Origin of the sequence: Microbulbifer flavimaris, assembly GCF_001641755.2 — a bacterium.
Lineage (GTDB): Bacteria > Pseudomonadota > Gammaproteobacteria > Pseudomonadales > Cellvibrionaceae > Microbulbifer > Microbulbifer flavimaris.
The window spans coordinates 749,094-767,154 of sequence record NZ_LRFG02000001.1 but is presented as its reverse complement, the minus strand read 5'-3'; the positions used below and the strand labels follow the sequence as shown (position 1 = coordinate 767,154).

13 protein-coding genes are annotated in these 18,061 nt (G+C 58.4%); 4 read left to right on the top strand and 9 right to left on the bottom strand.

Annotated features, from left to right (window positions below):
- Nucleotides 1-3 precede the first annotated feature (3 nt).
- From AWR36_RS03430 to ppsA, 4 genes are all read right to left on the bottom strand, one after another.
- Nucleotides 4-2,229, bottom strand: coding sequence for an acyl-CoA dehydrogenase (locus AWR36_RS03430; RefSeq protein ID WP_067080946.1), 2,226 nt, complete (start codon nucleotides 2,227-2,229; stop codon nucleotides 4-6).
- A gap of 351 nt (nucleotides 2,230-2,580) precedes the next feature.
- Nucleotides 2,581-3,063 carry a ribonuclease E activity regulator RraA gene (gene rraA, locus AWR36_RS03425; RefSeq protein ID WP_067080943.1) on the bottom strand — a complete coding sequence of 161 codons (483 nt, stop codon included), beginning with the start codon at nucleotides 3,061-3,063 and terminating at the stop codon, nucleotides 2,581-2,583.
- A 383-nt stretch (nucleotides 3,064-3,446) separates the two neighbouring features.
- Nucleotides 3,447-4,004, bottom strand: a complete 558-nt coding sequence (locus tag AWR36_RS03420) for a L,D-transpeptidase (RefSeq protein WP_067104455.1) — start codon at nucleotides 4,002-4,004, stop codon at nucleotides 3,447-3,449.
- Nucleotides 4,005-4,388: 384 nt separating this feature from the next.
- Nucleotides 4,389-6,752, bottom strand: coding sequence for a phosphoenolpyruvate synthase (gene ppsA / locus AWR36_RS03415; protein ID WP_082679356.1), 2,364 nt, complete (start codon nucleotides 6,750-6,752; stop codon nucleotides 4,389-4,391).
- A gap of 159 nt (nucleotides 6,753-6,911) precedes the next feature.
- Between ppsA and ppsR the strand changes: the two genes are divergently transcribed.
- From ppsR to AWR36_RS03400, 3 genes are all read left to right on the top strand, one after another.
- Entirely contained in the window at nucleotides 6,912-7,739 is an 828-nt protein-coding gene (ppsR, locus tag AWR36_RS03410; RefSeq protein WP_067080939.1) for a posphoenolpyruvate synthetase regulatory kinase/phosphorylase PpsR, read from the top strand.
- A gap of 74 nt (nucleotides 7,740-7,813) precedes the next feature.
- Nucleotides 7,814-9,169: an aminodeoxychorismate synthase component I gene (gene pabB, locus AWR36_RS03405; RefSeq protein WP_067080936.1), complete on the top strand. Its 1,356-nt coding sequence runs from the start codon at nucleotides 7,814-7,816 to the stop codon at nucleotides 9,167-9,169.
- Nucleotides 9,170-9,320: 151 nt separating this feature from the next.
- Nucleotides 9,321-9,602, top strand: coding sequence for a hypothetical protein (locus AWR36_RS03400; protein WP_067080932.1), 282 nt, complete (start codon nucleotides 9,321-9,323; stop codon nucleotides 9,600-9,602).
- A gap of 87 nt (nucleotides 9,603-9,689) precedes the next feature.
- Here the strand turns inward: AWR36_RS03400 and cysB are convergent, their stop codons facing one another.
- The 5 genes from cysB to AWR36_RS03375 all read right to left on the bottom strand — a co-directional run bounded on the left by cysB (nucleotide 9,690) and on the right by AWR36_RS03375 (nucleotide 16,378).
- Complete coding sequence (gene cysB / locus AWR36_RS03395; RefSeq protein ID WP_067080929.1) at nucleotides 9,690-10,661, bottom strand: HTH-type transcriptional regulator CysB; 972 nt, start codon at nucleotides 10,659-10,661, stop codon at nucleotides 9,690-9,692.
- Nucleotides 10,662-10,815: 154 nt separating this feature from the next.
- The gene (locus tag AWR36_RS03390; RefSeq protein WP_096866608.1) at nucleotides 10,816-11,718 is read right to left on the bottom strand and encodes a 5'-nucleotidase; all 903 of its coding nucleotides are present in this window, start codon (nucleotides 11,716-11,718) and stop codon (nucleotides 10,816-10,818) included.
- A 1-nt stretch (nucleotide 11,719) separates the two neighbouring features.
- A complete protein-coding gene (locus AWR36_RS03385) occupies nucleotides 11,720-12,400 on the bottom strand; it encodes a TetR/AcrR family transcriptional regulator (protein ID WP_067080921.1) in 681 nt (226 codons plus the stop codon).
- A 143-nt stretch (nucleotides 12,401-12,543) separates the two neighbouring features.
- Nucleotides 12,544-14,883, bottom strand: coding sequence for a TonB-dependent receptor (locus tag AWR36_RS03380; RefSeq protein WP_176491088.1), 2,340 nt, complete (start codon nucleotides 14,881-14,883; stop codon nucleotides 12,544-12,546).
- A gap of 187 nt (nucleotides 14,884-15,070) precedes the next feature.
- Complete coding sequence (locus tag AWR36_RS03375) at nucleotides 15,071-16,378, bottom strand: NAD(P)/FAD-dependent oxidoreductase (RefSeq protein ID WP_067080915.1); 1,308 nt, start codon at nucleotides 16,376-16,378, stop codon at nucleotides 15,071-15,073.
- Between the two features lie 258 nt (nucleotides 16,379-16,636).
- Between AWR36_RS03375 and AWR36_RS03370 the strand changes: the two genes are divergently transcribed.
- Nucleotides 16,637-17,971 (top strand): glutamine synthetase family protein, encoded by a 1,335-nt coding sequence (locus AWR36_RS03370; protein ID WP_067080911.1) that lies wholly within the window; start codon nucleotides 16,637-16,639, stop codon nucleotides 17,969-17,971.
- Nucleotides 17,972-18,061: the final 90 nt, after the last annotated feature.

Here is an 18,061-nt window from a genome sequence, read left to right as displayed (position 1 = left end):
GAATCAGCCTTTCTGCTTGCCCAGGTCGTCGAAGTAGTCAACCTGAATCGCCATATAAACAGCGTCTGCCACGTCCCGCAGCTCTTCCGCTTCCTCTTCACTGATGAGCTTGCGCTGCACCCCTTCCTTGATGGTGTCATGGTTCAGCATGCGGATGCCGCCCTTCTTCAGCTTGTCTCTCGCCGCCTCATTGGCACTGACCTTCTGGAAGGCCTGTTCGACGATATCGACACCATCACCGGGGTTGCCGAGGAACACCCCCTTGGTCAGGCGGTCGCGGGTCTCCGAAGGCTCCATCAATAGCTCGGCACAGGCACGCGCCTGGCGGTCCGAGGCGGTGTGGATACTGTGGCCCCAGGGCATAGTGAGAAAGTGCATCAGGTGGCCGAGGAAACGGCGCGGGAAGTTCTGATAGACCTCGAGCAGGCTCTGCTCGATCTTGTGCAACCCCGCACGCATCGCAAATTCGAGCAAGGGCCGATCTTCCTTGGGCGAGCCATCGTCCTTGAATCGCTTCAGGGTGCAGCTCAACAGGTACAGCTGACTGAGCACATCACCCAGCCGAGCGGAGATCAGCTCCTTGCGCTTCAGCTCTCCGCCCAGAGACATCAGTGAAATTTCGGTAGCCAGGGTGAGAATGGCGGAGTAACGGTTCAACTGCCGATAGTATTTTGCGGCGTAACCCACACCCTTGGGGCTACTGGCGAAAATCCCCACGGTCCAGCCGTGGAAGATACCGCGGAGCAGAGTCTTGATCTGGAACAGCATGTGCCGGGGAAGCAGTTTGTCCAGCTCGTCGACACCGGCCTCGGTATCCGGGTTTTCAGCCGCCAGCATCTCATCCAGCAGATAGGGGTGGCAACGAATCGCACCCTGGCCGAAGATCATCAGGCTTCGGGTGAGGATGTTGGCCCCCTCCACCGTAATCGCCACCGGTACCGCGCGGTACACATTACCCAGGTAGTTGAGGGGACCATCCATGATCGCCTTGCCCGCGTGAATATCCATGGCATCGTTGATGGCATCGCGAAGGCCATAGGTTGCATGGGCTTTCATGATGGCGGAAACCACGGCTGGCTTGTGCCCCCGGTCTAGTGCACCGGTCGTGGTCTTGTGGGCACTGTCGAGCACGTAGGCGATACCGGCGATCTCTGCCAACCGCCGCTGCACACCTTCGAAGCGCCCAATGGGGATACTGAATTGCTCTCTCACCCGGGCATAGGCCCCGGTCAGGCGGGCCGCCATCTTGGCGCCACCAGTGGAAAGGGATGGCAGGGAAATACCCCGCCCCGCGGCCAGGGCACTCATCAACATATGCCAACCGCGGCCCACATTTTCCTGGCCGCCGATGATCCAGTCCATCGGAATGAAAACATCCTCGCCCCAGTTCGGCCCGTTCTGGAAAGCCTGCATGGCAGGGAGGTGGCGCTGGCCAATGGTCACGCCCTCTGTGTCAGTGGGTACCAGAGCGACGGTAAAGCCAAGCTCATCCTCGTCGCCGAGGAGGTGATCGGGGTCATAAAGTTTGAAGGCGAGACCGAGAATGGTCGCAACCGGGCCAAGCGTGATATAGCGCTTGTGCCAGTTGACCCGCATTCCGAGGGTCTTTTCACCCTTGTAGTCGCCATAGCAAACCACACCGGTATCGGTCATGGAAGCCGCATCAGAGCCCGCCTCCACGCCGGTCAGGCCGAAGCAGGGAATGTCCCGGCCATCGGCAAGACGTGGCAGATAGTAATTCTTCTGCTCGTCTGTGCCGTGGGCCATCAACAGCTCCCCGGGCCCCAGTGAGTTAGGCACCATCACCGTCACGCCAACACTGGTGCTGCGGGTGGAAATCTTGGTGACAATGTCAGCGTGTGCCGTCGGGGAGAAGCCGAGACCACCATACTCTTTGGGGATAATGATGCCGAAGAAGCGCTCCTTCTTCAGGAATTCCCACACTTCCTTCGGGATGGCTCGATCCTCAAAGCTGATTTTCCAGTCATCAATCATCTGGCACAACTTTTCGGTCGGACCATCAATAAAGGCCTGTTCCTCTTCAGTCAGTTTCGGGGGGCCCATGTTGAGTAACTGATCCCAGTCCGGCTTTCCGGAAAGGAGCTGTGCATCCCACCAGACCTCGCCGGCCTCCATGGCCTCTCGCTCTGTCTCTGAAATGGGCGGCAAAACCTTCTTGATCAGCTTCAAAAGCGGACGGGTCATCCACTTTTTGCGCAAGTCGCTCATGTCGATAGTTCCAGATGTTGCGTGAATTCAATGCGGGTCAGTAATGGGTACGAGCCGATAAGGCGTTCAGCTCACATAATAGGCGACCGGGGTGGTCAATGGTCGTCGCTCCGGTCACACCAGGGCGGAATGGCGGGACGTTCAACATCGGACTGTATTGGATGAGAGGGTGGGACCCTGCCCAGGCAAGGGCAATGACAAGGACAAGAACAGGGGCGCGAAGATCATCCAGGGGTAATCAGGGCTCTCCATGCCCGGCCAGCCAGTAGCGGGCCGGGGAGGAATGAGCCGGCAAGATGCCTCCGGGCCAAAGCACCCTTTGGCCGGATTGGATGGATTAGTTTTTGCCCGCTACGCCTGGAGCAATGGCTGGTCTGCAACAATAATCCCGTTATTGTCGGCATAGACGAACGCACCCGGCTCAAACGTCACGCCACCAAAACGCACCGGAACATCCCTTTCACCAATACCCTTTTTTTCGGTTTTCATCGGGTGGGCGCCCAAAGCCTGCACACCAATATCCAATGCCCCGATCTCATCAACATCGCGGATGCAGCCATACATGAGGATGCCCTCCCAGCCATTGTTACAGGCTTTCTCGGCAAGCATATCGCCCAGACAAGCGCGCCGCATCGAGCCACCCGCATCGACAACCAGAACCCTGCCCTCGCCGGGCTCCGCGACCAGCTCACGGACCAGGGAATTGTCTTCAAAGCACTTGATGGTGGTAACCTGGCCACCAAAGCGCTCGCGGCCGCCGAAATTAATCATCATGGGCTCAAGTACTTGCACCTTGTCACCATGGGCATCGCAGAGATCCGGGGTGCTGATCATCGCCACTCCTTACTGGGCTGCAAGAGGAATCTGATTGAGGAACAAGAAAAGTTACCGCAACGCAAAGTTGCATGGAGCTACTGATTTTACGGATAACGCGCTGCAAGACCAGAAATAGTCGTTATTCACTCCTTTAATGGAGAGCGCCCTACAGACCAAAGCATGCAAAGAAGTTCAGGACAGCAGAGTGCTCTCTGCTTACCCAGTCAATGATAACAGCCCCCTGCTTTGCAACAGGGGGCTGAGACTGGATACCGGCAATAAATGGCGGAGCGAGATGCTTGCACGGCGTGCAATGGTTCATCACTCCTGGCGCAGGTGCTGGCCGTCACTGCAGGAACATTGGCTCAAGCATCTGTCAGATGGCTCTTACCAGATGTCTCTTACCAGGTGACTCGGACCGGTGTGCCGACACGTGCAAAGCGATAAAACTTTTGCGCCATGTGCGGAGGCATGCGGACACAGCCATGGGAAGCCGGATAGTTGGGCACATGCCCTGAGGCATGCAGGCCCACGCCGCCATTGAATCGGATATAGTGATTCATCTTCGCTCCACGATAGTAGGTACCGGGAGGGCGACGATCCTCACGGGTATTGACATCCGCTTTCACGACTCGACCTGTTCTTTTATCAACAAAACTGCCGTAAATCGTAGAGCGGTGGTTGGGGTGCTTTGAGAGCACCCGGAAGTGCCCTGGGCTGGTGCGATAGCCAGGCTTACCGGATGATACCTTGGACACGCCGACGAGACGACCGCCCTTGTAAAAATAGGCCCGCTGTTCGCTTAAATCGATGCGGATGGAGGGCGATCCCGATGAGTTGGCAGCCGCATGGTCGTCAAACCAGTTGACGCCCCTCGTATTGGCTTGCGCAGTTGGAGTGGCAAGCGCAGCGACAAGACAGGCTGCCAAAGCCGCCAGATACCATTGCTGTACATTCATTCTAATCACTTGCATGGCTCACCTCACTCGAATCGCTTGAAATCGCCCACGGGGGAACGCATCTGACCGCGAGACCAATCCCTGCTCCTGTTGCCATCCACTGTGCCCCGGGCTCAGTTCCAGCTGCGGCATAACACCGGAGAAAATGCTTGAAAGCGCTAGAACTATTTCGATTCTATTGCCAGAAGAAAAAGTGCTTAGACGGAATTGTTCTTTTCCTGCCTGAGGTTAAGCGATGGAAAAATTGCTTAGGGTAAAAGCCAATTAAATGAAAGGTAAGTAGAAGGAAGGAAGCTTCAAATAGCAAAAAAACAAGCAACTATTTTGCTACACCAAACCAACACGATGAAAAGAAAAGCGGCCCGGAGGCCGCTTTATGCAGGATCAGACTTCCTGATTGGCGAGGAAGAGCCAGGTGTCCACGGCTGTATCCGGGTTCAGGGACACACTGTCGATTCCTTCGTCCATTAACCAGCGGGCAAAATCCTTGTGGTCTGATGGGCCCTGCCCGCAAATACCCACGTATTTGCCAGCTTTCCTACAGGCCTGGATCGCGCGGGACAGCAGTACCTTGACGGCCGGATTGCGTTCGTCGAACAGATCGGCAACCAGTCCGGAATCACGGTCCAGCCCCAGGGTCAACTGGGTCAGGTCGTTTGAGCCAATGGAGAAACCATCAAAGTGCTGCAGAAACTCCTCTGCCAACAGGGCATTGGACGGTAGCTCACACATCATGATCACTTTGAGTCCACGCTCGCCACGCTTCAGGCCGTTGGCTGCCAACAGCTCGACCACCTCCGCAGCCTCCTCCGGTGTGCGCACGAACGGCACCATGATCTCGACATTGGTCAGGCCCACTTCGTCGCGGACCTTTTTCAGTGCCTTGCACTCCAGGGCAAAGCACTGGCGGAAATCCTTGGAGCGATAACGGGCGGCACCGCGGAAGCCGAGCATCGGGTTTTCTTCGCTGGGCTCGTACAGTTGCCCGCCCAGCAGGTGTGCGTATTCGTTGGACTTGAAGTCGGAGAGGCGCACGATCACCCGGTTGGGGGCAAATGCGGCAGCCAGTGTGGCGATACCCTCGACAAGCTTCTCAACGATAAAATTCTCTGGAGATTCATAACCGCCAATACGCTTGCGAATACTCTGCTGCAGATCGTCCGGCAGGCGCTCAAGTTCAAGTAACGCCTTTGGATGAATGCCGATCATACGGTTGAGGATGAACTCCAGGCGCGCCAGGCCAACCCCCTGATTTGGCAGGTGGCTGAAGGCAAAGGCCCGATCCGGGTTGCCCACGTTCAACATGATCTTGAACGGCAGGTCGGGCATATCACTGACTTCGGTCTCCTCGCGCTCGAAGTTCAGCTCCCCGGCCATGACGAACCCGGTATCACCCTCCGCACAGGAAACGGTTACCGGCGTACCGGTGTCGAGCCTGTCTGTGGCATCACCACAGCCAACTACAGCGGGGATTCCCAGTTCGCGGGCAATGATCGCCGCGTGACAGGTTCGTCCGCCCCGATTGGTAACGATGGCGCTGGCCTTTTTCAGCACCGGCTCCCAGTCTGGATCGGTCATATCCGTAACCAGAACCTCGCCGTCCTCCATGTTCGCCATGTCTTCCACTGACTCCAGGACGCGGACCTTGCCGGCGCCGATGCGCTGGCCGATGGCACGGCCCTCACAGAGGACCTCACCCCGTTCCCGCAGGTGGAACCGCTCAAGACTTGTACCCTGATCCCGCGAACGCACCGTTTCGGGGCGGGCCTGGACGATAAAGAGTTCGCCGGTATCGCCGTCTTTCGCCCATTCGATATCCATCGGGCGCCCGTAGTGCTCCTCGATCTTGCAGGCCTGTTCAGCAAGGCTGCTCAATTCGACGTCGGTGAGCGAGAAGCGCTGGCGATCCTCTTCGTCCACCGGAACGGTCTTGACGGAGCGACCGCAGTCACCGTTGCCATCGTAAACCATCTTGATCGCCTTGCTGCCGCGGTTGCGGCGCAAGATTGCCGGGCGGCCCGCCTTGAGGGCAGGCTTGTACAGGTAGAATTCATCCGGATTGACGGCGCCCTGAACCACGGTCTCACCGAGACCATAGGATGAGGTGATAAACACCACGTCGCGGAAACCGCTTTCGGTATCCAGGGTGAACATGACACCGGCCGCGCCAGTCTCACTGCGTACCATATGCTGGATGCCCGCGGACAGAGCCACACCGGCATGCGCATAGCCGGTGTGCACGCGGTAGGCAATAGCGCGATCGTTATAGAGCGATGCGAACACTTCCTTCACCGCCTGCAGTACAGCGTCTATACCGCGGATGTTCAGAAAGGTCTCCTGCTGTCCTGCGAAAGAGGCATCTGGCAGGTCCTCGGCTGTTGCGGAGGAGCGGACCGCGACGGCCGTCTCACCGCCGCCCAATTCTTCATAGCCAGCCCTGATCTCGGCCTCGAGGGCCTCGGGGAACGGCGTGTCCAGAATCCACTGCCGGATTTCCTGCCCCGCCGCTGCCAATGCGGTAACATCTGAAACATCGAGTGTCTGCAGGCGATCGGCAATGCGCTGCTCCAGACCTTCGTGGGTGAGGAAGGCACGGAAGGCCTCGGCGGTAGTGGCGAAACCACCCGGAACATGGACGCCGGCACCAGCCAGGGAAGAGATCATCTCGCCCAGTGATGCATTCTTGCCGCCGACCTTGTCGACATCACCCATGCCCAAGTGTGCGAATTCGATAGTGAAGTTCGTCACGCAGTTGCCCTCAGCTGCTGGAAATCTGGTGGCTGATTATAAGGATGCATTTTGTAAAAAATACCCGGCAAAAATCGGCGAAAATGTAGTTTTTCTACAACAGCGCAACCGGGCTCTGCGGGGCCGTAATGCCGGCGGGAAACCAGGAACTACCGAACCATGGCGAAAGACAAACGCACAGCCTTTTTTATCTCCGATGGAACGGGGCTGACAGTGGAGGCGATTGGGCACAGCCTGCTGGCCCAATTCAGAGACCAGCAGGTGGAGCAGGTCACCATTCCCTACGTGGACTCACCGGAAAAGGTCGAGCTGGTTCTGAAGCGGATCGAGCAATCCGCAACAGAGTCAGGCCTGCAACCGGTGATCATTACGAGCATCGTCTCCGATAAAATTCGCCAGCAACTGCACCAGAGCTCGGCCCTGATGCTGGATGTCTTTGAAAGCTACCTGACTCCGCTGGCCAATCTTTTTGGGCGCGATCCCGCGCAGAGCGTCAACATCTCCCACGGCATCGCCGACGATCGTCGCTATAGCGAGCGTATTGAGGCAGTGCACTTTGCCATGGATAACGATGACGGTCGCCGCGTGCGGGAATTTGATCGCGCCGATGTCATCCTTGTTGGGGTATCCCGTTCAGGCAAGACCCCGACCTGCCTCTACCTGGCGCTTCAATTCGGGCTCAGAGCGGCCAATTACCCCATTACCGAAGAGGATATGGATTCCACCTCACTGCCGAAGATCCTGCGCCCCTATCGCCACAAGCTGTTCGGGCTCACCATCGATCCCGAGCGTTTAATGAGCATCCGCCAGGAGCGGCGGGCCAATAGCCGCTACGCTTCTCTGGAGCAGTGCGAATTTGAGGTTCGGCAGGTAGAGCAGATGCTGCGTCGTGCCCAGATCCCCTACCTCAATGCCACCCAGCTCTCGGTGGAAGAACTGGCAACGCGGCTTATGTCTCAGGCTGGCATTGAGCGCCGTATCGGTTAAAGTAGCCGCCTTTTATCCCCCACAGGAGAGCCGCCGGTGAACCGATTCCGGCGGCAGGCGTAAACGAAACTGGAATGAAATCGCTACAGATCGTATCCCTGCCCTATTCCCTGAATACGCCGGCTGCCTTCCAGGCTATTGCCGACCTGCCCGCTCCTGTGTGGCTGGACAGCGGCCGACCGCTGGCACCCGGCGGCCGTTACGACATTATCAGCGCCGACCCGGTCAATACACTGGAGCTTGCCGCCGACAGTGCAGCGCCATTCGAGGCCCTGGACGATCTCTGGTGCGAGCTGATCCCGGCAGACAGCGATGCACAGCTGCCGTTTTGCGGTGGTGTCATTGGCTATGCGGGCTATGAACTGGGCATGGAGGGTAATTTCCTCCCGGCAGACCTGCGCGAAACGCCGTTGCCGGCAGGCTTCTTCGGGCTCTATACCTGGGCGCTGATCGTCGATCACCAGCTGCAGGCAAGCCACCTGGTTTTTCATCCGGCTTCCTCACCGGTCCAGGTTGCAGATCTGGTGGCCCGGTTTACCGCCGTGCGCTGGCAAACCGAGCCCAGAACAGGACGGTTTCGCCTGCAGGAGCCTTTTCTGCACGAACTGACCGCCGCTGAATATGAGCACCGTGTGGGTCGAGTGCTCGAATACATCAACGCCGGAGATATCTACCAGGCCAACTTCACCCAGCGGTTCACCGCCGGCTACGAGGGTGACCTGTTCCAGGCCTACCTGGCGCTGCGCAATAGCGTTGCCGGTCCATTTTCTGCTTACATGGCAATCCCCAATCACGGCAGCGTTCTGAGCCTCTCACCAGAGCGGTTTATTTCCGCCGATGGAACCCACGTGCAGACCCAGCCGATCAAGGGCACGGCGCGGCGCCTTTCAGACCCCGACGATGATGCGCGGGTTGCCGCGGCGCTCCAGCAAAGCGAGAAAGACAGGGCCGAAAACCTGATGATCGTCGACCTGCTGCGAAACGATCTGGGCAAGCGGTGCCAGCGGGGTAGCGTTCGGGTTCCCAACCTTTTCGAGCTGGCAACTTTTGCCAACGTCCATCACCTGGTGAGCACAATCACCGGCGAGCTGCCGGAGGAGTGCGGCTTTGCCGACCTGCTCCAGGCCTGTTTCCCGGGTGGGTCGATCACCGGTGCTCCCAAGCGGCGGGCCATGGAGATCATTCGCGAACTCGAGTCCAGCCCCCGGGGGGTCTATTGCGGTAGCATCGGTTACCTGAGTAGCTGTGGGCGCGCGGATACCAACATTGCCATCCGCACCTTCTCAGCCGACAGCCAGCGGCTCACCTGCGCTGCTGGCGGCGGTATCGTGGCTGACTCGGATCCCGCCGGGGAATATCGGGAGTGCCTCGACAAGGTGAGTCTTCTCCTTTCCACTCTTGAAACTTTCCATCACTCCCCTGCCCCATGACCCGGGCCCGGCAACAGGCCCGGCATTTTGGTTATAGAAATATCCCCCATTGATATTTCACGCTGATCTGGCGCCTTGGTAAATTGCGTGCCAGCGTGGCCAGAATTTCGGAGGAGCCACCGGAGCAGCAGTTGAGGAATGGATACAGACGATGCGGATTACCTTTGTCAAAAAAGTACTTGCAGATGGTAACCCCTGCGCCAAGTGCCGGGACGTGGAAGAAAAGCTGCGGGAAAATGACCAGCTCCGGCTGATCAATGAAACCATCATCGCCGATGAGCGGGATAGCAACAGCGCGGGCATGGAACTCGCCCGGGAACACCAGGTTTCCCGCGCGCCATTTTTTCTCGTGGAGGAAGAGGGACAGGAACCACGGGTTTACACCGTGTACTTCAAGTTCGTCAAAGAGGTGCTGCGCCCTCTCACGGCCTGACCATCGCGGCCACAGCCCGGCAGCCCGCAATTCGAACCCCCTGCACAGACCAGCCTGTTAGGGCTTGTTTCGCAACACCGGAAGAGCTCAATACACCGGCAGGTCCAGGCCCGAAAAGAGCTCGTCGAGCTCGGCCCGGGACGAGGCGTGGGCGGCCTGGTCCACCAGCTCACGAGTGAGGTGGGGGGCAAACTGCTGGATGAACTCGTACATGAATCCGCGCAGGAATATCCCCTTGCGAAAACCAATTTTGGTGACGCTCGACTCGAACAGGCTGCTCGCGTCCAGTGCGACCAGGTCCTCATCCGCCTCGTCCACAGCCATATCGGCGACAATCCCGATCCCCAGGCCCAGGCGAACATAGGTTTTGATCACGTCCGCATCCGCGGCGGTGAACACCACCTTGGGAGAGAGTCCCCTTTCGAGAAAGGCCTCGTCCAGTTTGGAGCGACCGGTAAAGCCGAAGACATAGGTAACAATGGGATACTGGGCAATATCTTCCAGGGTGAGTTTGCTAACCTGGCACAGCGGGTGATCCCTGGGCACCAGCAGGCAGCGATTCCAGCGATAAACCGGCATCATCACCAGGTCACTGAACAACTCCAGGGCCTCGGTAGCAATGGCAAAATCCGCAGTGCCGTCAGCCGCCATTTCCGAAATCTGCATCGGCGTGCCCTGGTGCATATGCAGAGAAACGTCCGGATAGCGGCTGATAAAGGATTTGATCACCGGCGGCAGTGCATAGCGCGCCTGGGTGTGGGTGGTGGCGAGGGAGAGGCTGCCCTTCTGGTCGTTACTGAACTCCTGGGCGACCTGCTTGATATTCTCAACCTTGCTGAGAATCTCCCCGGCGGTCTTCAGGATCGCCTCCCCCGCCGGCGTCACCCGCGTCAGGTGTTTGCCGCTGCGCGCAAAAATCTCGACCCCGAGCTCGTCCTCCAGTAGGCGAATCTGCTTACTGATCCCCGGCTGGGAGGTAAACAGGCTCTGTGCGGTAGCCGAGACATTGAGGTCGTGGTGGGCCACCTCCCAGATGTAACGGAGCTGCTGCAGCTTCATGGATTCTCCCTATCTCGTCAGCGACTGATGCGCCTTGAGCGCGCAGTTATAAAAACCCCATAAGGTTATGCGAGAAGAGAATAGCAGTCACGGGTTCTACCAGCCAAGTGCCGGCACCGTCGGAAAAGGGCATTCGGCGCCGACAAGACAGATCTTAGACCGGCTGCTCATTGGCGATGCCGTGCGGCACGTGGCCGGTGGCTACGTGTTCCGCTGCGGAAGCACAGTGATTGGGCTGATCATCGAAGAAAACATCGGCCCCGAATGCGCGCAGGAACTCGCCCTTTGGCAGCCCACCCAGGAAGACCGATTCGTCCAACCGGATGTTCCAGGCCCTGAGGGTCCTTATCACCCGCTCGTGGGCGGGGGCAGAACGCGCGGTGACAAGCGCCGTGCGAATCGGGCAGGTATCCGCGTCAAACTCTGCCTGCAACCGCTGCAGCGCCTCCAGAAACCCCTTGAAGGGGCCCCCGCCGAGCGGTTGCTGAGCCGAGGCGCGCTCTGATGCGGCGAAGGCCTCAAGCCCCTGGCGCTTGAAGATCTGTTCCGCCTCATCGGAAAACAGTACCGCGTCACCATCAAACGCAAACCGCAGCGTGTCATCTGCGCGCTGGCGCGCGCCACCCGCCACCAGCGTCGCCGCCGCGACGCCCTGCTCCAGTGCATGGCGGACATCGCTGCCGTCACTGGACAGAAAGAGATCGCAGCCGAATGGCGCAATGTAGCGGTACGGGCTCTCGCCATTACAGAAAGCCGCGCGGGTAATACTGAGCCCGTAGTGCTCGATAGAGTTGAATACCCGCAGGCCGGTGTCGGCGCTGTTACGGGAGAGCAGAATGACCTCGACCCTGGGCTCGCCCTCAAGGCGCTGATTGATCTGCAGGAATTTCTCAACCAGGGGGAACGCGTCCCCCTTTGGCAATACGTCGTTCTCCCGCTCGATCTGGTAAGCGGAAAAAGCCTCGAGCCCCTGCTCTTCAAAGACCTGATGGCTCTCCCTCAGATCAAACAGCGCCCGTGAAGAAATGGCAATCACCAGTTTATCGGCAAGCTTCATCTCAGGGGGCCTCCACGTCATCCAGCCCGGAGGGGCTGGCCTCATCCCGATTGCGGACCAGGATTGTAAGTAGCATTTGCTGCAGATCATCCCGCGTGCGGCGCGCGCGGGTACCCTCCTGGTTGACGATCACGAGGAAAATCGAGTGAAAAGTCTCAAGCGTCAATCGCGCCACACGGTTCATCTCGTTCGGGGGGCATTGGAAATTGAGGCGGTGAAACATACCGGTGAGATGCTTGATGACCAGCTCATCGTGGCGGGCATCCAGCTCCTGCAGTTCCGGGATACCCCACATGGCCTGGACCAAAGGTAACAGGCCGCGCTGCTCCTGATACACGATAAGAAGCCGCTCCAGTAGCTCACCAGTGAAGCCCTCCAGCGTCATACCCTCGAGATCAGCCTCCCCAAGTTGCTCCAGGGCCTTGGTCATACTGGCCAGCCACTGTTCGCCCATGGCATACAGGATGGCGTGCTTGTTGGGGAAGTAGTGGTACAGGGAACCCACGGATACGCCGATTTCCTTGGCAATCAGGATCGTCGTCAGGTCATCCAGGCCGACCTCTTCCAGCAATCGGCCGGTGGCATCGAGGATCTGCCGGGTCCGTTCGCGTGCGCGGGCCTGAACCGGCTCGCGACGCGGCGTTAGTTGGCTTTTGCGCTTTTTCTGGTCGGTATCGGTCAACTCCCGTCCCCCTCTAGGTTTCCGCCAGTCTATCACCTTTTATGTTCTTTGCCGGCTCCGGGACCCGCCAAATCCGGGGCAAAAAAAACCGGCGCAAAGCACCGGTTTTTTTTTTGGGTTTTCGCAACTTTTGCCGAGAGCAATCAGAAGCGGTAATCCAGGTTGACCCCAAGCACACGGCCGCGAGACGGATCCGTTTTGGTGGCCGGCAGGTTGTACAACGCCTCGGCGTAACCCCAGTGGTAATACTCTTCGCCAGTCAGGTTCTCTGCGTAGATTCCCGCTGTCCAGCTATCGCTCGGCGCAGTCAGCGCTACACGCAGGTTGACCACATTGCGCGCATCCAGCTTCACATCATCCGTGTTTTCCAGGTCGGACCACTGCTCGCCGGTGTAGGTGTACTCACCGGAAACAGACAGCTCACCCAGCCCGGTAGAGCGGGTGTAGGTCAGCACGGCAGCGGAGGAGAAGTCCGGGGAGAACGCCATCTCGTTACCGTCACAGGAATCACAGAACTCCGCAGGAGCACCGGTAAACTCGGTATCCAGCCAGGCCATGCCCAGGTAAAGATCCAGATTGTCCGTCAGCAGCCAGCGAGCATCCAGCTCAAGACCCTGGCCCCGGGACTCACCCACATTGCGGGTAATCGCCGCCGCGCCGACGAAGAACGCCTGCTGCAGATCGTCGTAGGTGTACTGGAACGCAGCCGCGTTCAGTGCCAGGCGGTTGTCCAGCAGGCGTGCTTTCAGGCCCAGCTCGTAAGAGAGCACGTTCTCTTCATCGAACTTGCTCGGCTCGGCATTGCTGGCATCGACCTCGTAGCCCTGCTCGTCCAGCCACTCGTACTGGCTGTCCTCGGTCGTACCATAGGCCGGATCAGTGATGTTGTAAGACAGGTAGTCGAAACCGCCGGACTTGTAACCAGTAGCAACGCTGGCGTAGGCAGTGAGCTCATCGCTCAAGATCTGGGTCAGCGTGGCACGGCCGGAAACGTTATCCCAGGTGTTGTCGCCGATAATCGGGCCGTTGGTGTACATGGCCTGGTAATTCCAGCCACCAGTCCAGGTATCGGGCCATGGGGAGTCGACGCTGTAAACCTTCTCATCTTCGGTGTAGCGAACGCCGAGACCCAGTGTGGTGGAGTCGGTCAGGTCATAGGTCGTGTTGGCAAACACGCCCCAGCCGGAGTACTCGCCCACAGTATCAGCAGCCTCGATAGAGAGGTTGTCGGGAGCATACTCCCAGGGATCTCCTTCAAACCCGAAGGCTTCGTCCAGCACGTCCTGCGGGAGAGCATCACAGGTAACAAAACTGTCCAGGCCCTCTTCCCACTCGTCGGCGTAGATGCCGTCGCAGATGAAGTCCTCGTTGTCGATACCGGCGAAATAGGCGTTGACCTCTTCCTCGTAATAGGAAGCGCCCAGCACGTAGTTGAATGGACCGGCATTATTGGATGTCAGGCGCAGTTCCTGACTGAAGAAATCACCGGTCTGGTCTCGGACATAGGTATCGATATGCTCCGCGGTACCGTCGAAGTCCTCGATATACGTATAGTTATGGGTTTTGTACCCGGTAATGGAAGACAGGGTGCTGCCACTGGCCAGTTCGTGCTCTACGGTCAGGACCACGTCAGCGATCTCGGCCTCGTCCTTACCGACCTGGTCGTTGTAAACCTGGTCATAATCCCCTTCAGGAATCGGGTAGTTGTAACCGGCATCATTGTCGAAAGCGCGGTAGATGGTACCGTCGCTGATGCGGTCTTCGTACTGTGCCAGCAGGGTCACAGTAGTGTTGTCGAAGCCATCATAGACGGTGGTAACGCGCATCGCATTCAGCTCACTGGCACCCAGGTCGCGGCCACCGGCCAGGTTTTCGACATGGCCATCCTCCTGGAAGTGCTTGCCAGCGAAGCGCACGGAGAGATCGTCGCCAAGCGGCATATCCAGGCCGCCTTCAAATTCTGTGCGGCCGTACTGGCCGGCACCGACGGAAACCTCACCGGCCAGGGTGTCACCGGGCTTGCGGGCGACCATGGAGATAGCGCCGGAAGCAGTGTTGCGACCAAACAAAGTGCCCTGGGGGCCCTTTACCACCTCGACACGTTCCAGGTCATACATGCTCGGGGTAGCACCGGTGCGGCTCTGATAGACGCCGTCCAGGAAAATACCCAGCGCCGGGTCACTGCCGCTACCGAAACTGTTGTTGTTGACGCCGCGGACCGACACCGAGTCAAAGTAGGAGTCGGTGGTCTCCCCGGATACGCCCGGAGTGAGGGCAAACAGGTCTTTAAAATCACTCAGGTTGCTGTTCTTGACCGTCTCGCCAGTGAAGGCGCTGACCGCCATCGGCACGTCCTTAAGTGATTCTGCACGCATCTGTGCGGTAACAGTCACTTCTTCAATCTGAGCGGCGCCAGCGCCAGTGCTCACAGCAATCACTACGGCACCCACGGCCGAAGCCAGGGCGTGCTTTCGGGTGTACAAGTTTTTCTCGTTTACAGGCATGGTCGTCCCCGTGTTGTTTTTATGCAGGGTTGCTCATCCGATACCGCCGATGACAGCACCCAAGTAATAGACTTGAATCTTCGTTATCCCACAAACCGAATGATTATTCAAATTTTCATTTCGGTTCCGTGGATTCTTTCGCTCCGACACCCAAAGCTGGGCCGTTTCAGGCTCCCAGCTTGTCCTTCAGGCTGTAATACAGCATCCCCGCTACCAGTCCCGGCCACCGGAGCAGCGTGCCACCCGGGAAGGTCGGTGTAGGAATTTGCGCCAGTATATCAAAACGCTCCTCGGTGCCCGCCACCACTTCTGCAATTAGTTTGCCAGCGAAGGTGGCCGTCGGCACACCGTGCCCCGAGTACCCCTGGCTGTAGTAAATATTGGGCTCCAGGCGCCCCAGATGCGGCATACGGTTGAGGGTAATCGCCAGGGTCCCGCCCCATCCGTAGTCAATCCGGGTATCCGCCAACTGCGGGTAAACACGCAGCATGTACTTGCGCACGAAGCTGCGAATATCCTGCGGGAATCGGGCTGTATAGTTTTCCCCGCCGCCGAAAATCAGCCGGTTATCCCCGGAGAGCTTCCAGTAGTCGATCACAAACAGGGTATCCTGGAGAGCATGGTCGTTGGCGATCAGCTCCTCGGCCAGACTGTCAGATAGCGGCTCTGTCGCCAGGACAAAGTTGTTGATGGGCATGATCTTGCCGGCCATTCGCGGCTCAAGGTTGCCCAGGTAACCGTTACAAGCCAGCACCACGTTAGTTGCCCTGACCTGCCCTTTTGCCGTCTCCACAACGCAGGGGTTACCGCCACGGTAGCTGGTTACACGACTGTGCTCATAGAACTGCACCCCCGCGTCAGCGGCAGCATCGGCGAGACCCAATGCATAGTTGAGGGGGTGAAGATGCAGTGAACCACTATCAATCTGGGCACCGAAATAGCGCTCTGAGCCCACCAGGGTGCGTGCTTCCTGCTCGCCCACATAGCGCATCTGGTCGTAACCGTAGCGCTCGCGGAGCATCTCCACTTCCTGCTCCAGATCGCTGTTGTGGCTTCGCTTGGCAGCGAGATGCATGATGCCGCGCTTCAGGTCGCAGCGGATGTTGTGCTTCTCGATCAAAGACTCGACCAGCTGCACCGCCTCGACACCCATATCCCAGAGCTGTTTGGCAGTGTCAAAACCCAGCATCTTTTCCAGGTCTTCCTGCCCCTTGCGCTGGCCCACACCCACGTGGCCACCATTGCGACCGGAAGCGCCCCAGCCCACACGCTCCGCCTCCAGGACCACGACCTTGTAGCCTCGTTCAGCCAGGTGCAATGCCGAGGACAGCCCGGTATAACCTGCCCCAATCACACAGACATCGGCCTCCTCGGTGCCATCCAGTGTCGGATGGACCGGCGCGACATTAGCGCTGGCGGCATAGTAGGAGTCGGTATGCCCGACCAGCTTGCTGACAGTACCCTCGTTTCTCATCATATTTCTCCAACTGCGTATGGCTCCGGGGCACCCCAAAAACCGAACAATGATTCAATTTATAATTGAATAATAATTCGGTTTCTTGTCATAATCAAAGTCCGCAATCAGGCCCATGGTCCGAATTGCCTCCCGGATCCGCGTCCAGTCGTGTTGACGGACAGACTGAGCTGCGTTAGTTGGCTGCAGCGAGACCTGCCGATCCGGGCGTATACTAAAACGACCCCAGCAGGGGGAATCCTTCGACCAAGGTGTAACATGGACAAGATTACAAAGTGGCTCGCAGAACACGACATCTCTGAGGTGGAGTGCCTGGTGCCCGACATGTCCGGCAATGCCAGGGGCAAATTTACCCCGACGGACAAGTTCCTCACCCAAGACAGCCGGCTGCCCGAGAGCATTCTGGTTCAGACCGTGACCGGCGACTATGTCGACGAGCACAATGAACTGGTGGATCCGGCTGATACCGATATGCTCCTGGTTCCGGACCCCGACGCTGTGCGCCTGAACCCGTGGGCCAATGAGCCCACCGCCCAGATCATTCACGATTGCTACACCCGGGATGGCCAGCCCCACCCCATCAGCACTCGCAACATCCTGAAATTCGTATTGGCAAAATACGAAGCGATGGGCTGGAAGCCTATCGTGGCGCCCGAGGTGGAGTTCTACCTGGTCAAGCGGAACCTGGATCCCGACGAAAAACTGTCAGCGCCAGTAGGCCGCTCCGGTCGCACGGAGAAGACACGACAGTCTTACAGCATCGATGCGGCCAATGAGTACGAGCCGATTATCGAGGACATGTACGACTTCTCTGAAGCCCAGGGCCTCGATGTAGACACTCTCATCCACGAGTCCGGAACCGCGCAGATGGAGATCAACTTTCTGCATGGTGATCCGCTGAAACTTGCGGACCAAGTGTTTACCTTCAAGCGCACCGTTCGCGAGACAGCCCTGCGCCATGGCATTTACGCCACCTTCATGGCCAAGCCCATGGAAGAGGAGCCGGGCAGCGCCCTGCACATTCACCAGAGCGTCGTGGACAGCAAGACCGGCAAGAACATCTTCGTGGATGATGAGGGCCGTGAAAACCAGCGCTTTATGCACTTTATCGGCGGGATGCAGAGGTACACACCCGGGTTCATCAGCTTTTTTGCCCCCAACGTGAACTCCTATCGCCGCTTCACACCAGAGATTGCTGCTCCGACCAGCCTCCACTGGGGCTACGACAACCGGACTACCGGACTCCGCGTACCCGACAGTTCGCCACAGGCGAAGCGACTTGAAAACCGCTTCCCGGGTGCGGACTGCAACCCCTATCTGGCGATCGCGACCTCACTCGCCTGTGGCTACCTGGGTATGGTCAATGAAATCGAGCCCACCCCACCCTACCAGGGTGATTGCTCATCAGAGCCCATCAGCCTGCCCCGCACGCAGGAACATGCGTTAAGTCTCCTGCTGGAGTGCAAGGAGGCAGAAGAGATGTTCGGCGAGAAGTTCGTGCGCGCCTGGAGTGCCATCAAGCGCGACGAATACGAGGAGTTCAATCGCGTGATCAGCTCGTGGGAGCGGGAATACCTGCTTCTGAACGTGTAATCGCGACACCCCATTTGTCACGAACCAAAAAGGCGGCCATGAGGCCGCCTTTTTGGTATTTGCCGGGTCGCGGTGTCACTGCCTGACTGA

What these genes read in the sequence shown, in the direction of transcription:
- AWR36_RS03430 (WP_067080946.1), bottom strand. Translation starts at nt 2,229, where the DNA reads ATGAGCGACTTGCGCAAAAAGTGGATGACCCGTCCGCTTTTGAAGCTG.
- rraA (WP_067080943.1), bottom strand. Translation starts at nt 3,063, where the DNA reads ATGATCAGCACCCCGGATCTCTGCGATGCCCATGGTGACAAGGTGCAA.
- AWR36_RS03420 (WP_067104455.1), bottom strand. Translation starts at nt 4,004, where the DNA reads ATGAATGTACAGCAATGGTATCTGGCGGCTTTGGCAGCCTGTCTTGTC.
- ppsR (WP_067080939.1), top strand. Translation starts at nt 6,912, where the DNA reads ATGGCGAAAGACAAACGCACAGCCTTTTTTATCTCCGATGGAACGGGG.
- pabB (WP_067080936.1), top strand. Translation starts at nt 7,814, where the DNA reads ATGAAATCGCTACAGATCGTATCCCTGCCCTATTCCCTGAATACGCCG.
- AWR36_RS03400 (WP_067080932.1), top strand. Translation starts at nt 9,321, where the DNA reads ATGCGGATTACCTTTGTCAAAAAAGTACTTGCAGATGGTAACCCCTGC.
- cysB (WP_067080929.1), bottom strand. Translation starts at nt 10,661, where the DNA reads ATGAAGCTGCAGCAGCTCCGTTACATCTGGGAGGTGGCCCACCACGAC.
- AWR36_RS03390 (WP_096866608.1), bottom strand. Translation starts at nt 11,718, where the DNA reads ATGAAGCTTGCCGATAAACTGGTGATTGCCATTTCTTCACGGGCGCTG.
- AWR36_RS03375 (WP_067080915.1), bottom strand. Translation starts at nt 16,378, where the DNA reads ATGAGAAACGAGGGTACTGTCAGCAAGCTGGTCGGGCATACCGACTCC.
- AWR36_RS03370 (WP_067080911.1), top strand. Translation starts at nt 16,637, where the DNA reads ATGGACAAGATTACAAAGTGGCTCGCAGAACACGACATCTCTGAGGTG.